This is a genomic window from Halorubrum persicum (genome assembly GCF_002727125.1).
GTDB classification, from domain to species: Archaea; Halobacteriota; Halobacteria; order Halobacteriales; family Haloferacaceae; genus Halorubrum; species Halorubrum persicum.
Map to the genome: position 1 here is coordinate 1 of NZ_NHOA01000021.1, position 12,961 is coordinate 12,961.

Consider the following 12,961-nt stretch of genomic DNA (forward strand, 5'->3'; position numbering starts at 1 on the left):
CCTCTCAGAGCCGCTCCCGCACGTCGCCGGCGACCGCCGACAGCGCCGCCTCCGCGGCGTCGACGCGGTCGGCGAGGCTACAGAACCCGTGCGCCATCGCCGGGTAGTGCCGGTGTTCGACCGGTGTCCCCTCGCGGTCGAACCGCTCCGCGAGGGCGACGCCGTCGTCGCGGAGGGGGTCGAAGCCGGCGGTGACGACCGTCGCGGGCGGGAGGGCGCCGAGGTCGGCGGCGCGGAGCGGCACGGCGAAGGGGTTGCGCGCGTCGACCGGGCTCCGGAGGTACTGGTCGAAGAACCACCGCATATCCGCGCGGGTGAGGAGGGGCCCGTCGGCGTTCTCGCGGTACGAGTCGGTCTCGAAGTCGCGACCCGCGATCGGGTACAGGAGGAACTGCCCGGCGATCGCGGGGGAGTCGGTCCCATCGGGCTCCTCCCCGGCGGAGTCGCCTCCGAACTCGCGAGCGTGCAGCGCCGCCGCGAGCGCGAGCGTCCCGCCGGCGCTGGTCCCGGAGACCCCGAGCCGCTCCGGGTCTCCGCCGAACGTCGCCGCGTTTCGCGCGCCCCACGCGACGGCCGCGGCCGCCTCGTCGACCGCCACGGGGAAGGGTTGCTCGGGGGCGAGCCGGTAGTCGACGGAGACGACGACGGCGTCCGCGCGCGTCGCCAGTTCGCGACACGGCCCGTCGATCGCGTCGAGCGTGCCGAGGGTCCACCCGCCGCCGTGGAAGTGGACGAGGGTCCGGGTCGGCGGCGTCGATTCGTCGATCGCCGCCTCCGGTCGGTACACCCGCACCGGCACCTCTCCGTGGGGGCCGTCGAACGCGAGGTCCCGCACGTCGGCGACGGGTGGCTCGGGGTCGCCGGAGAACACCTCGTCCTCGACGCGCCTCGCCGCGTCGACTGAGAGTTCGTGCCACTCGGGGAGTCCGAGGGCCGCGATCTCGTCCACGACGGCGGCGATCTCGGGGTCGAGTTCGTCCGCGCGCATGGCGGACGCAGGCGGTGCCCCTTTGTAAGTCGGTCGGCAACGTCCGCCGATGGACGTCCGGCTGACCTACGAGGACGGGACGATCCGGGTCGCCGCCCGCGGCGGCGACGACCCCGACGGCGACGCCTTCGCGTCGCTCCCGCCGCTTCCGGGCGTCGAGAGCGATCCGCGGTCCGGGACGGGGCGCGCGCCGGCCTACCGCTACGCCGCGATCCGCCGGGCCCTGGCCGTCGCCGGGGCGACCGTCGAGGACCGCGTGCTGGACGCGAGCGACCGGGCCGCTGAGGCCGCGGGGCTCGACGGGGGGCTCGCGACCGACTACGACCTCCGGGAGTACCAGCGCGAGGCGCTCGACGCGTGGCGCGACGCCGGCGATCGGGGCGTGCTCGAACTGCCGACCGGGGCCGGCAAGACCGTGATCGCGATCCGCGCGATGGTGGAACTGGGCGTGCCGACGCTCGTCGTGGTGCCCACCGTCGACCTGCTCGACCAGTGGCAGCGGGAGCTTGAGGCCGAGTTCGACGTGCCGATCGGGCGGTTCGGCGGCGGCGAGCAGCGCCGGGAGGCGATCACGGTGTCGACGTACGACTCGGCGTACCTGAAAGCCGAAGACGTCGGCGACGCCTTCGAGTTCGTCGTCTTCGACGAGGTTCACCACCTCGGCGGCGAGGGGTACCGCGACGTGGCGCGCCTGCTCGCGGCGCCGGCGCGGCTCGGGCTCACCGCCACCTTCGAGCGCCCCGACGGCGCCCACGAGACCGTCGCGGAGCTGATCGGGGACCGCGTGTACGCGCTCGACGTGGACGACCTCGCCGGCGACCACCTCGCCCCGTACGACATCCGCCGGATAGAGGTGGAGTTGACGCCCGACGAGCGCGAGCGCTACGACGAGAAGCAGGGCACGTTCGTCGAGTACGTCCGGGACGCCGGGATCACGTTCACGAGCGGGAGCGATTACCGGGAGCTCGTCAAGCGCTCGGGCAACGACCCGGCCGCCCGCGAGGCCCTCCTCGCGAAGCAGGACGCCCGCGAGATCATGATGAACGCGCGTCGGAAGGTCGCCCGCCTCGAATCGATCCTCGACCGCCACCGCGACGACCGGGTGATCGTCTTCACCGCCCACACCGACCTCGTCTACCGGCTCTCCGAGCGGTTCCTGTTGCCGGCGATCACCGCCGAGACGGGCGCGAAGGAGCGCCGCGAGATTCTGGAGCGCTTCCGCGAGGGGACGTACGGCCGGGTCGTCGCCGCCAACGTCCTCGACGAGGGCGTCGACGTGCCAGACGCCAACGTCGCGGTCGTGCTCTCGGGGTCGGGCAGCGAGCGGGAGTTCACCCAGCGGCTCGGGCGGGTGCTCCGTCCGAAGGAGGACGACGGCCGGGCGATCCTCTACGAGGTCGTCAGCGCGGAGACCGCGGAGGAACGGGTGGCGAGCCGACGGCGGTAACGGGCGACGGCGGCCGGCCGAGTCACTCCGAATTCCGCCCGCGCCGAAACTCACGGATCCCCACCAGCAGATACAGCGCGCCGACGAGCCGGAGGACGGAATCGAACCCGCCGCTCCACGCAACCGCGTCCGGGTCGTCGTAGAGGACCCGCACCGCGATTTCGCGGTACGCTCGGGGGACGGCGAGGAGCAGGGCACCGAACGCCCCGGTGACGTACATGGTCCACGCGTAGGCGCGACCGCCGATCAGGGATATCGCGACGATGGCCGCGCCTTCGGCCCGAAGCGCCGCGGCGATCCCCGGTCTCGGTTCGACCTCGTCCGGGTTGTCGACGGCGAGACGCTCGAACGCGACGACCATCCGCTCCGGGGCCAGCGCGGTGAGTCCGCCGAGGAGGCCGATGATCGCTCGGAGCATGGCCGAAAAGACGCGCCGAGGCCAGTTAGCCGTACCTTCGGTTCTATCGCTGTGAGAAACGCGGCGTCAGTCGTCGTCCATGTCGAGCGAGCGCTTCTCGCCGAGCTCCTCCTCTAAGCTCCCGCGCTCCCAGCTCCGAACGGCGTCGCCGTCGACCTCGGCGCGAAGCTTCTCCTCTAAGAGGTTGACGGCGACGCTGTTCGCGCCCTCCGGAATGATCAGGTCTGCGTGTTTCTTCGAGGGCTCGATGAACTGCTCGTGCATCGGCTTCACCGTCGAGAGGTACTGATCGATGACGCCCTCCAGGTCGCGACCGCGGTCGATCACGTCCCGGCGGATCCGCCGGAGGATGCGCACGTCGGCGTCGGTCTCGACGAACAGCCGGAGATCCATCATCTCGTTTATCTCCTCGTCGTACAGCGCGAGGATCCCTTCGAGCACGATGACGTCCGTCGGCTCGACGGTGACGCGCTCCTCCTTCCGGTTGTGGATCTCGAAGTCGTACTGGGGCATCTCCACCGACTGCCCCTCTAACAGGGCTTCGAGGTGCGCTCGGAGCAGTTCCCACTCGAACGCGGAGGGGTGGTCGTAGTTGACCGACTGACGCTCTTCGAAGTCGAGATGCGAGAGGTCCTCGTAGTAGTTGTCCAGCGGGATGCGGGTGACGCTGTCGCCGAGATCGCGGGTGACGAGCCGGGAAACGGTCGTCTTTCCCGCACCGGTCCCCCCCGCGATCCCGATCACGAACGAGGGAATGGTCATACCACCCGCTCGGGCGCCGGAGGGTTTGAAGCCTCCTTTTCGTCGCCGTCAGCCTGTGCGATCGCGAGCCGCCTGCCCCCGGCGAGCGGTCCGCGCTCCTCGGCGCCTCCCGCGTTTTCCGGACCGATCGGCACTCTACGCGAGGAATACGTATAACGATATCGGGGGCACCTTTTAGCCGTTCGCTACGGAATCACGGCTCATGCGAACAAATACCACAGTTCGAGACGTGATGCACCGCGAGTTCCTCGGGGTGAGCGAGTCGGATTCGTTGCGCGACGCGGCGGCGCTGCTGGTCGACGAGGGGACGAACTGCCTCGTCGTCCTCCGGGGCGGCGAGCCGGTCGGTCGGCTGGGCTGGCAGGAGGCCCTCGGATCGCTCTTGGACGAAGGGCTCGCCGACGACCCCACGGTCGGGTCGGTCATGGGGCCGCCGCTCCCGGCGGTGGCGCCCGACGACGCGCTCGCCGCCGTCGAGGAGCGGCTCGTCGCCGAGGGAGCCGAACGCGTCGTCGTCGTCGAAAACGACGAGGCGGTCGGCGTCGTCACCGCGGGCGACGTGCTCGCCGCCGGCGCGCCCCGGAGCGGCGACGGGGTCCGAGATCCCCTCAGCGACGAGGAAGCGACCGGAGAGCCCCGGCGCGGTGACGCCGCGATGGCGGGGGCGGACGGCGGCGTCGACCGCGCCGTCGAGGCCGCGTCGACCGACGCGTCCGGCTCGCCGACGCAGGGCGTCTGCGAGAGCTGCGGGGCGCTCGTCCCCGACCTCGTGAGCGCGAACGGACAGGCGGTCTGCCCGGAGTGCCGCGAGGTGTGACGCGACACCGCTCTGTTTCACCGTCTGTTCTCTCGCCGATTCCGCGCCGCCCGCCGCCCCGCCGGTAGGCTCAAACGCCCAGCGTGCCGAAGGTCGAACGAATGGCCGACAGCGACAGCGTGCGCGTCACGCCAGCCGCCGCCGCCGACATCGACCCGGTCACCGACCTGTGGATCGCGCTCGCGGAGAGCCAGCGGACCCACGGGTCGACGCTGCTCGCGGAGGGAAACCGCGCCGCGGTCCGCGAGTGGGTCGCGCGCTCGGCGGTCACCGGTGAGCTCCTCGTCGCGCGCGGCGGCGGCGAGGACGGCGAGGCGGGCGGCGACCCGCTCGGGTTCGTCGGGTTCGCGCTCGATCACGGCGGCTACGAACGCGACCGCACCCGCGGCGTCGTGAGCAACCTGTTCGTCGTCCCCGAACGCCGAGGCGAGGGGATCGGCGGCGACCTGCTCGACGCCGCCGAGCGAGCGCTCCGCGAAGCGGGCGCCGAGACCGTCGCGCTGGAGGCGCTCGCGGCGAACGACCGCGCCCGCGAGTTCTACGCGGAACGGGGGTACGAGCCGCACCGCGTCGAGCTGACGAAATCGCTGACGGCCGGCGACGAGATCGGTGGTGACGCGGAGGGGAACGACGACAGCGAACCCGACTGACCGCGGCCCGGCGGCGCGGCGGTGCCGGACGGTCCGTCACCTTCGCGGAAAGCGACACGCACTCATAGGAGGACCGAGTACGCCAGCCTGCGCCAGGGGAGCATGGGCGGTTCATGCACTCGACTTGTAATCGAGACTTCCGGGGTTCAAATCCCTGCCCTGGCTTTTTCGCCGCAACGACGTGTCGCAAAAAGCGGGGAGCATGTGAGCCGGTGAGCGATCCGAACCGGGAGAGCGATGCAGACCGGAGATCCGTTTATGTACGTCCCTCGCGGATCTGCGGTATGGACCGGACCGACGCCCTACTCCTCGGCGTTTCCGGCGTCGTCGCCGCGCTCGTGTTGGCGGGGGCGCTGTCGGCGGGAGCACTGTTCGGCTTCGACGAATCCGCGGCCCGGCCGATCCGGCTGCTCGCCGTCGAGCCGTTGGCGTGGATCGTCGTCGCCGCGCTCCTCGTCGCGGTCGTCGGACACACGTACATCGACTGAGCGAGCGGCGCGATCGCCCGGCCGAAGCGCCGGCGCAGTCGCCTCACTCCTCGTCGTTGACTTCGCGGATCGTCCGAACGAGCGCGTCCAGCGCGGTGTCGACCGCCTTCCGCTTCACCGCGGCGCGGTCGCCGCTGAGGACGACGCGCTCCGTGCGGACGAACGACTCTTCGGTCCCCCACGGCGCCGCGTGGGCCACGCCGACGTACGTGAGTCCCACCGGCTTCTCCGCCGTCCCGCCGTTCGGTCCCGCGATCCCCGTCGTGGCGACCGCCCACGTCGTGTTGGCGCGGTCGCGCGCGCCCGCCGCCATCTGCTCGGCGACGGACGCGCTCACGGCGCCCTCCGCGTCGAGCGACTCGCGGGACACACCGAGCATCTCGCGTTTGGCGTCGTACGCGTAGGTCACGAACCCGCGGTCGAAGTAGGCGCTCGCGCCCGGCGCGTCGGTCACGCGCGACCCGACGAGCCCGCCCGTCAGCGACTCCGCGGTCGCGAGGCTCTCTCCGCGTTCGGTCAACAGCTCACCGAGCGTCACCTCGATCGGCGCCGACTCGTCGCTCTCGTCCATATTCCCGTTGTGACCCCGACGCCCGTGGGGTTTACGCTCGCCGCGACGCAATCGCCGTCATGACCGACTGGGACGACCGCTTCGCATCCGGCGACTACCCCCGCGAGCCGGAGCCGTCAGCCGTGTTGCGCTCGTACGTGGCCGCGATCCCCGACGGCCGCGCGCTCGACGTGGCCGCCGGCACCGGTCGCAACGCGATCGCTCTCGCGGAGGCGGGCTACGCCGTCGACGCCCTCGACGCGTCTCGAGAGGGGCTCTCCATCGTCCGCGAGCGCGCCGCGGAGCGAGGGGTCGCCGATCGGATCAAGACGATTCAGGCCGACGCCTCCACCTACGGGTTCCCACCCGAGGCGTACGAGCTGATCACGATGAGCTTCTTCCACGCGCTCGACCGGTTCGCCGACCTGACCGAGGCGCTCGCCCCCGGCGGGTACCTGTTCGTCGAGGGGCACCTCCGGTCGACCGACGCGACGCCCTCGGGTCCGGGTAACGACCGCTACCGGTTCGCCGCCAACGAACTCCTGCGGGCCGGGCTCGGGCTGACCGTACTGTACTACGACGAGACGACCGAGGAACGCCCCGACGACCGTCGCCGCGCGACCGCCCGGCTCCTCGCACGCCGATCGAGCGGCGGGCGGCAGACGTACCCGCCGCGTCCGGCCGAGGGCGACCCGCTGGCGGAGGGCGACCGGAGCGACGACCGGAGCGCGGAGCGAACGGATGGCTAACGCCGACACGCCCGGCGCGGCCCTCCGGAGGCTGGTCGCGGAGGCGGCCGGCGTCGACGCCGACGCGCTCCGCGACGACGCTGAGATCGCCGAGCGGGGCGACGACCCGGGGCCGGCGGCTCGACTCCCGGCGCTCGCCGGCGCCGGTGGGTCCATCGTCGGGGTCGTCCCTCGCGCCGATCCCGGCCTCGCGCGGCAGCTGCTGAACGACGGCGAAGTCACCAGCGGGACGCTCCGACTCGTCCTCACCGGCGGGGCCGAAGCCCGACTCACCGGGGCTTCCGCTCCCCTACTCCGGTCGGTCCTCGCCGAGCACGGGGTCGAGGCGTACCGCCACGACGGCGACTCCCCGGTGGCCGTGTTCCTCGTGGGCGAGCGCGCCGTCGTCGGGCTGTTCGACGAGCGGGGCCTCGCCGCGCTGCTGTGGTCGGACGCGCCGCCCGTCCGAGAGTGGGCGGCCGCGACCTGCCGGCGCTACCTCTCGGCGGCCGACCCGGTGTGACGCGCGCCGGCCGCGAGTTGCGCGTGCGTCACCGCGCGCCGCATCGCTTTTGGACGCACCCCGCGAAGGAGAGGTATGAAAGCCCTGCTGCTGTTGGTCGCCGGAATCGGTGGACTGGTCCAAACGCTCCTTCCGCGAACCGTCGTACGCGCGTGGACGAAGGCGGTGTACCGGAACGCGGGCGAGGCGGAGCCCCGCGAGTGGGTGTACGTCGCCACCCGCGCGGAGGGCGCGCTGATCGTCCTCGCGGCGCTCTTCGGGCTGTACGGTGTCGCGACCGCCGAGGACGGCGAGGCGAGTGCCGAGGACGAAGCCGCGGTTGCGGCCGATCCGGAAACTGACGCCTGACTGACTAATAGGCGCTCTAAAACGCACACCGACCCGAACGTATTTCCACGATGTCGTGGTAGTAGGTTGCAATGTCGGAGCCGCCCCATCGCCCGCACGGGGAATGTGGTTCGGCCGTCCGAGTATTACACGTCGACGACGAGCCGGCCTTCCTCGAACTGGTCGCCACCTATCTCGAACGGATGGACGGCGCGTTCGAGGTCCAATCGGAGACCGACGTTGGTGCCGCGCTCGAGGCCGTCGAGTCCGGGTCGATCGACTGCGTCGTCAGCGACTACGAGATGCCCGGAACCGAACGGGCTGGACCTTCTCGATCGCATTCGAGAGCGGGATCCGACGGTCCCGTTCATCCTGTTCACGGGGAAGGGGAGCGAGGAGATCGCGAGCGAGGCGATCTCCGCCGGCGTCACGGATTACATCCAGAAGCGCTCGGGGACCGATCAGTACACGGTGCTCGCGAATCGGGTCCGGAACGCGGTCGATCAGTCCCGTTCACGGGCGGCGCTGACCGCGAGCCAAGAGCGGCTCTCGCGGTTCATCCAGCAGTCGCCGCTCGGAACGATCGAGTACGACGAGACGTTTCAGATCGTTCGAGCGAATCCGGCCGCCGAGGAGATCCTCGGCTACTCCGAGTCGGAGCTGATCGGCGGGACGTGGGTGCGGTTCGTCCCCGAAGGGCTCCACCGCCACGTCGCGGAGGTCGAGCGGCAGCTCCTCTCCGATAAGGGCGGCTACCAGAGCATCAACGAGAACGTGCGCGCGGACGGCGAGCGGATCCGCTGTGCGTGGCACAACCAAGTGGTGACCAACGACGACGGCGAGGTGATCCGCGTCTTCTCGCAGTTCGAAGACGTCACCGAGCGGACGGACCGCAAGCGAGAGGTGGAACGCACGAACGCCGTCCTGTCGACGGTGCTCGACACGCTCCCGGTCGGGGTGCTCATCGAGGACGCGGACAGGCAGGTCCTCCGCGTCAACCGCCACCTGTACGGCCTCTTCGATCTCGACGGGGACCCGTCGGCGGCGATCGGCCGCGACTGCGCGCGGTTCGCCGTCGAGATGAGCGAGCTGTTCGAGGACCCCCAGTCGTTCGTCGACCGGATCGAAGCGATCATCGACGCGCGACGGCCCGTCGACGACGAGCGGATCGCCCTCGCTGACGGTCGCGCGCTCCTCCAGACGTATCGACCGGTCGACCTGCCGGGCGGGCACGGACACCTGTGGGCCTACCGCGACGCGACGGGCGAGTAGGACGACGGTCCCGTCGCCGTGGAGGCGACTCCGTCAGTCGTCCGTCAGGTACGCCCGTTCGGCCCCCGAGCGCTCGCCGGTCCGCAACACGTGGCAGTCGCGACACCGCGCCTCGTAGGACTCCTCGGCGCCGACGAGGATCGTCGGGTCGTCGACGTGGGCCGGCTCGCCCTCGATGAGCCGCTGGTTCCGGGAGGCGGGCTCGCCGCACTGCGAGCAGATCGCCTGCAGCTTATCGACGTACTCCGCGGTCGCCATCAGCTCCGGGAGCGGCTCGAACGGCTCGCCGCGGAACGTCTGGTCGGTGCCGGAGACGATGACGCGGGTCCCGTTGTCGGCGAGGACGTTACAGACCTCGACGAGGGCGTCCGAGAAGAAGTTCGCCTCGTCGATCGCGGCGACCTCCGGGTACGGGTCGTCGTCGAGGATCGCGAGCGGGCCGTCGCCCTCGTTGTCGACGACGGTCGCGTCCCACTGCCGCCCGTTGTGGGATCCGATCGACGTTTCGCCGTAGCGGTCGTCGATGGCCGGCTTGTACACCGCGACGGACTGGCCGGCGATCTCGGACCGCCGGAGCCGCCGAAGCAACTCCTCCGTCTTCCCCGAAAACATCGAGCCAGAAATGACCTCGATCCAGCCGGATCGAGTGATCGCGTGCATGCTCTGACGGGCACGAGCCAGCGACTAAACCGTTTCTCTCCCGGCCCGCTCGCCGGGGTCAGACCCCGCCCGCGACCGCGACGAGCAGGGACGCGGCGAAGACGTACGTCGCGGCGGCGAGCGCCCAGTCGCGCCGGATCGTCGAGAGCCGCTGGCGGGGGAGCCCCCTCGCACGGGGGAGCGGAATCAGCGCGAAGAAACCCACCATCAGCGCGAGCATCGCGGGGCCGGCGATGACCAGCGCGACGGCGGTGCCGACGCCGAGCGCCGCCTGGACTGCCGAGACGAGTCCCACGAACAGGAGGCCGGCGCCGCCGCCGGCGACGTAGTGGGTCCACGTCGCCAGCCGCTCCGGCGCCCTGTCGACCGGGGTATCGGTGAGCACTCCCGCGGCGACGCGGGGTGCGGTCGTCCCCTCCGGGAGCCGGGGCATGACGCGGTCCATCGCGAGCGTCGCGAGCAGTCCGACGACGGGGCCGAGCGCGAGCCCGAACAGCGGCGAGAACGTGGCCATCGACGGATCGTACGGCCGCGAGAGGCTTCAGTCCCCCGACCACGCGACCTCAGTCGGCCGCCGAGCCGACCGCGTCGCCGCCGATCACGACCCGGGACACGTCGGCCGCGCCGGCCCGCCTGACGATCGCGCGGACGAGGTCGTGCGCGCCGGCGAGGTTGTCGGAGTCGCCGTCGAGCACCAGCAGGTCGGCGTCGGCGCCCTTCGCGACGACGCCCCGGTTCAGCCCCGCGATCGACGCGCCGTTCACCGTCGCCATCCGCAGGATCTCTCTGGCCGGGAGATCGGAGAGCTTCGCGGCGAACTCCATCTCGCGGAACATCGACGGCGAGTCGAGCATGACGTTGTCGGTGCCGAGCGCGACCGTCGTCCGCTCGGCGAGGTCGCGGATCGGCGGTACGCCGACGTTCGTCACGAGGTTCGACCGCGGGCAGACGACGACGGGGGTGCCGCGGTCTGCGAGCCGGTCGAGGTGGATCCCCTCGGCGTGGACCATGTGAACGAGGAAATCCGGGTCCAGATCCATCGCGGCGTTGATGTCGTCGGCGTCCCGCTCGCCGGCGTGAATGCCGAACAGCTTGCCCGCCTCGCGGGCCTCCGAGCGCACCGCGTCGAAGTCGGCGTCGCGGGCGCCGGAGGCGCCGTACCCCTCGGCGACGGAGAGCACGTCCGTGTCGTCGCGGCCGAACACGACCGGCTCGATCGCGCGCTCGCCGAACTCCACGCCCTCGCCCGCGACGGCGTCGCGGAGCGCGCCGACGCCCTCGACCCCGCCCTCCCGGAACTCGAGGACGGTTCCGGTCCCCGTCGACTCCATGTACCGGAGGCTCCGCGCCATCGCCGCGACCTTCGCCTCGCGGCTCGCCTCCCGCAGGAGCCGGTGTTTGAGACCGTCCGGCGGGGCGACCAGCTCGTCGAGCGAGAGCCCCTCGCCGGCCTCCTTGGCGATGGAGTCGCCGATGTGGGTGTGGGCGTTGACGAACGCCGGGAGGATCACGTCGTCGCTGTCGACGCTCGTCTCCTCGACCCGGACGATCTCGCCGTCGGCGACCACGACCCGCCCCTCGACCGGCTCGAACTCCGGACCGACCAGAACGGTCCCTTCGAGATGCATACCCGCGAGTCGCCGGCGCGGGAGTAAAAGGTCACGACAGGGGTGCGAGCCGCGCGGTCACGCCCCGTCGCGGAACTCGTCGAGCGTCGTCGGCATCGCGCCGCGCACCTCCGCGACGAGCCCGTCGGGGTCGAGTCCGAGCACGTCCGCGGCGGCGCGCCCGACGCGGTCGGTCGCGGGCCGAGGGGCGTAGACGCCGAGGCGCCACTGGTTGCGCTGGGCGGTCCGGAGCGCGGAGACGAGCGGCGACTGGCGCTCTAACCGGCGCACCTCGCCGTTGACGGTGACGCGGGCAGTCGACTCCCGCATCGACGGCTCGGGGGGGACATCGAGGATCACGTGTTGCCGGGCGACGCCGGCCGACTCGGCGATCTCGCGTTCCAGCGCGGTCTCGGCGTCATGATCGGCCTCGTGGACGCGGGCGGGCACGTCGTCGTACTCGGCCCAGACGGCGAGCTTGTAGAGGTCGCGCTCGTCGTAGCGCCGCGAGAGTTCCGCGGTCTCCGGGCAGCTCCGGATCGCCGCGAGGAAGTCGTGGTCGTCCATCCGGCGAAGCTCCGCAGCGGTCGTCGGCGTCGCGTCGAGGAGGTCGCTCGCGGCCCGCCGCAGCATCGCCTTCGAGATGCGCGCGACGTGGTGGGTGTAGACGACCGGGTTCATCAGCGCGCGCGCCAGCAGGAGGCTCTCGGCCGTCTGGACGTTCCCCTCGTCCAACACGAGCGCGTCGTCACCCGTCCCGTCGTCGACGAACGTCAGCTCCCGGACGAACCGCTCGGTGTCGATGGTGCCGTACGGGACGCCGGTGTGGTAGGCGTCGCGCACGAGGTAATCCATCCGGTCCACGTCGAGCTCGCCCGAGACGAGCCCGCCGTAGGGGCCCTCGCCGCCGACGAGCCCGGCGATCCGATCGGGGTCGAGGCCGTGGTCGCGGAGGGTCTCGCCCACCGCGCCGGTCGCGAGCAGCTCGTCGACGTCGTCGTGGTACTTCCCCGTGCGGCGGTGCGTGAGCGACTCCAAGTTGTGGCTGAAGGGGCCGTGCCCCACGTCGTGGAGCATGGCGGCGGCCTCGATCCGGTCCGCGCGCAGTCCCTCGATCCCGAGGTGGTCGAGCGCCCGGCTGGCGAGGTGGTAGACGCCGAGCGAGTGCTCGAAGCGGGTGTGGTTCGCGGAGGGGTACACGAGTTGGACCGTGCCGAGCTGTTTGACGTGGCGGAGGCGCTGAACGGCGGGGGTGTCGAGGAGGTCCGCGGCGACACCGTCGATCTCGATGTGGTCGTGGACGGTGTCCTTGACCGTAATCATGCGCCGACGTTCGTCGGCATGGGTTAAAAGCGGCGTGCGTCGGTGCATGAGGGCGTCCACCCCCGAAAGCCGGAACGTTACCGGAATGTGAAACGTTCGGTACGATTTATACGTCCGGTGCGCAAACGGTCGACCATGTACGATGTACTCATCGGGATCGATAACACGGAAGACAGCCGAGCGGTCGCGCAGGCCGAGGCGGTCGCGAACCTCCCCGCCGAGGAGGGCTCGGTGACGGCCCACCTGTGCCACGTCTTCCAAGACAATCCCGAGGGGGCCTCTGTCCACCAGATCTCGGCCGTGCGACGGGCCCGCGAGGCGCTCGAAGAGGCCGGGGTCAGCTGCGTCCACTACGAGGCGAGCGGCGACCCCGCGGACGAGCTGCTCGCCTCGTAGTGGAC

Annotated in this window: 15 protein-coding genes, 1 tRNA gene and 2 pseudogenes; 10 read left to right on the forward strand and 8 right to left on the reverse strand. The window is 71.3% G+C overall.

Annotated elements, in window-relative coordinates; genetic code table 11:
- Window positions 1–4: 4 nt before the first annotated feature.
- Entirely contained in the window at window positions 5–988 is a 984-nt protein-coding gene (locus DJ69_RS03495; protein WP_099254323.1) for an alpha/beta hydrolase, read from the reverse strand.
- 49 nt (window positions 989–1,037) lie between these two features.
- Here DJ69_RS03495 and DJ69_RS03500 point away from each other — a divergent pair, with 49 nt between their 5' ends.
- On the forward strand, window positions 1,038–2,435 hold the full coding sequence (locus tag DJ69_RS03500; RefSeq protein WP_099254324.1) for a DEAD/DEAH box helicase family protein: 1,398 nt from the start codon (window positions 1,038–1,040) through the stop codon (window positions 2,433–2,435).
- Window positions 2,436–2,457: 22 nt separating this feature from the next.
- Here DJ69_RS03500 and DJ69_RS03505 read toward each other — a convergent pair whose 3' ends face one another.
- A complete protein-coding gene (locus tag DJ69_RS03505; RefSeq protein ID WP_099254325.1) occupies window positions 2,458–2,853 on the reverse strand; it encodes a hypothetical protein in 396 nt (131 codons plus the stop codon).
- 66 nt (window positions 2,854–2,919) lie between these two features.
- A complete protein-coding gene (gene udk / locus DJ69_RS03510) occupies window positions 2,920–3,615 on the reverse strand; it encodes a uridine kinase (RefSeq protein ID WP_099254326.1) in 696 nt (231 codons plus the stop codon).
- 202 nt (window positions 3,616–3,817) lie between these two features.
- Here udk and DJ69_RS03515 point away from each other — a divergent pair, with 202 nt between their 5' ends.
- From DJ69_RS03515 to DJ69_RS03530, 4 genes are all read left to right on the forward strand, one after another.
- Window positions 3,818–4,432, forward strand: coding sequence for a CBS domain-containing protein (locus DJ69_RS03515; protein WP_099254327.1), 615 nt, complete (start codon window positions 3,818–3,820; stop codon window positions 4,430–4,432).
- Between the two features lie 101 nt (window positions 4,433–4,533).
- The gene (locus tag DJ69_RS03520) at window positions 4,534–5,082 is read left to right on the forward strand and encodes a GNAT family N-acetyltransferase (RefSeq protein WP_099254328.1); all 549 of its coding nucleotides are present in this window, start codon (window positions 4,534–4,536) and stop codon (window positions 5,080–5,082) included.
- Window positions 5,083–5,173: 91 nt separating this feature from the next.
- A tRNA-Thr gene (locus DJ69_RS03525) sits at window positions 5,174–5,247 on the forward strand.
- A 119-nt stretch (window positions 5,248–5,366) separates the two neighbouring features.
- A complete protein-coding gene (locus DJ69_RS03530; RefSeq protein ID WP_099254329.1) occupies window positions 5,367–5,570 on the forward strand; it encodes a hypothetical protein in 204 nt (67 codons plus the stop codon).
- Window positions 5,571–5,613: 43 nt separating this feature from the next.
- Here DJ69_RS03530 and DJ69_RS03535 read toward each other — a convergent pair whose 3' ends face one another.
- A complete protein-coding gene (locus DJ69_RS03535) occupies window positions 5,614–6,141 on the reverse strand; it encodes a CinA family protein (protein WP_099254330.1) in 528 nt (175 codons plus the stop codon).
- Window positions 6,142–6,200: 59 nt separating this feature from the next.
- Between DJ69_RS03535 and DJ69_RS03540 the strand changes: the two genes are divergently transcribed.
- From DJ69_RS03540 to DJ69_RS19000, 4 genes and pseudogenes are all read left to right on the forward strand, one after another.
- Window positions 6,201–6,869: a class I SAM-dependent methyltransferase gene (locus DJ69_RS03540; RefSeq protein WP_099254331.1), complete on the forward strand. Its 669-nt coding sequence runs from the start codon at window positions 6,201–6,203 to the stop codon at window positions 6,867–6,869.
- A complete protein-coding gene (locus DJ69_RS03545) occupies window positions 6,862–7,371 on the forward strand; it encodes a transcriptional regulator FilR1 domain-containing protein (protein ID WP_099254332.1) in 510 nt (169 codons plus the stop codon). The genes DJ69_RS03540 and DJ69_RS03545 overlap by 8 nt, the downstream gene beginning before the upstream one ends.
- 75 nt (window positions 7,372–7,446) lie before the next feature.
- Window positions 7,447–7,719, forward strand: a complete 273-nt coding sequence (locus tag DJ69_RS03550; RefSeq protein ID WP_099254333.1) for a hypothetical protein — start codon at window positions 7,447–7,449, stop codon at window positions 7,717–7,719.
- A 71-nt stretch (window positions 7,720–7,790) separates the two neighbouring features.
- Window positions 7,791–8,970: pseudogene (locus tag DJ69_RS19000) on the forward strand (response regulator).
- A 33-nt stretch (window positions 8,971–9,003) separates the two neighbouring features.
- Here DJ69_RS19000 and DJ69_RS03560 read toward each other — a convergent pair.
- The 4 genes from DJ69_RS03560 to DJ69_RS03575 are packed head-to-tail and all read right to left on the reverse strand — an operon-like array spanning window position 9,004 to window position 12,560.
- Entirely contained in the window at window positions 9,004–9,630 is a 627-nt protein-coding gene (locus DJ69_RS03560; RefSeq protein ID WP_099254334.1) for a thymidine kinase, read from the reverse strand.
- Window positions 9,631–9,688: 58 nt separating this feature from the next.
- Window positions 9,689–10,144: a hypothetical protein gene (locus DJ69_RS03565; protein WP_099254335.1), complete on the reverse strand. Its 456-nt coding sequence runs from the start codon at window positions 10,142–10,144 to the stop codon at window positions 9,689–9,691.
- A gap of 49 nt (window positions 10,145–10,193) precedes the next feature.
- A complete protein-coding gene (locus DJ69_RS03570; protein WP_099254336.1) occupies window positions 10,194–11,258 on the reverse strand; it encodes an amidohydrolase family protein in 1,065 nt (354 codons plus the stop codon).
- Window positions 11,259–11,315: 57 nt separating this feature from the next.
- Window positions 11,316–12,560: an HD domain-containing protein gene (locus DJ69_RS03575; protein WP_099254337.1), complete on the reverse strand. Its 1,245-nt coding sequence runs from the start codon at window positions 12,558–12,560 to the stop codon at window positions 11,316–11,318.
- A 135-nt stretch (window positions 12,561–12,695) separates the two neighbouring features.
- On the opposite strand from DJ69_RS03575, the pseudogene DJ69_RS03580 reads away from it, so the two are divergent.
- Window positions 12,696–12,953 (forward strand): annotated as a pseudogene (locus DJ69_RS03580) (universal stress protein); the annotation flags it as partial.
- Between the last annotated feature and the right edge of the window lie 8 nt (window positions 12,954–12,961).

Excerpts from the sequence above, each read along its gene's own strand:
- DJ69_RS03540 (WP_099254331.1), top strand. The coding sequence starts at position 6,201 with ATGACCGACTGGGACGACCGCTTCGCATCCGGCGACTACCCCCGCGAG.
- DJ69_RS03520 (WP_099254328.1), top strand. The coding sequence starts at position 4,534 with ATGGCCGACAGCGACAGCGTGCGCGTCACGCCAGCCGCCGCCGCCGAC.
- DJ69_RS03535 (WP_099254330.1), bottom strand. The coding sequence starts at position 6,141 with ATGGACGAGAGCGACGAGTCGGCGCCGATCGAGGTGACGCTCGGTGAG.
- DJ69_RS03495 (WP_099254323.1), bottom strand. The coding sequence starts at position 988 with ATGCGCGCGGACGAACTCGACCCCGAGATCGCCGCCGTCGTGGACGAG.
- udk (WP_099254326.1), bottom strand. The coding sequence starts at position 3,615 with ATGACCATTCCCTCGTTCGTGATCGGGATCGCGGGGGGGACCGGTGCG.
- DJ69_RS03575 (WP_099254337.1), bottom strand. The coding sequence starts at position 12,560 with ATGATTACGGTCAAGGACACCGTCCACGACCACATCGAGATCGACGGT.
- DJ69_RS03550 (WP_099254333.1), top strand. The coding sequence starts at position 7,447 with ATGAAAGCCCTGCTGCTGTTGGTCGCCGGAATCGGTGGACTGGTCCAA.
- DJ69_RS03560 (WP_099254334.1), bottom strand. The coding sequence starts at position 9,630 with ATGCACGCGATCACTCGATCCGGCTGGATCGAGGTCATTTCTGGCTCG.
- DJ69_RS03500 (WP_099254324.1), top strand. The coding sequence starts at position 1,038 with ATGGACGTCCGGCTGACCTACGAGGACGGGACGATCCGGGTCGCCGCC.
- DJ69_RS03515 (WP_099254327.1), top strand. The coding sequence starts at position 3,818 with ATGCGAACAAATACCACAGTTCGAGACGTGATGCACCGCGAGTTCCTC.
- DJ69_RS03565 (WP_099254335.1), bottom strand. The coding sequence starts at position 10,144 with ATGGCCACGTTCTCGCCGCTGTTCGGGCTCGCGCTCGGCCCCGTCGTC.
- DJ69_RS03545 (WP_099254332.1), top strand. The coding sequence starts at position 6,862 with ATGGCTAACGCCGACACGCCCGGCGCGGCCCTCCGGAGGCTGGTCGCG.
- DJ69_RS03530 (WP_099254329.1), top strand. The coding sequence starts at position 5,367 with ATGGACCGGACCGACGCCCTACTCCTCGGCGTTTCCGGCGTCGTCGCC.
- DJ69_RS03570 (WP_099254336.1), bottom strand. The coding sequence starts at position 11,258 with ATGCATCTCGAAGGGACCGTTCTGGTCGGTCCGGAGTTCGAGCCGGTC.
- DJ69_RS03505 (WP_099254325.1), bottom strand. The coding sequence starts at position 2,853 with ATGCTCCGAGCGATCATCGGCCTCCTCGGCGGACTCACCGCGCTGGCC.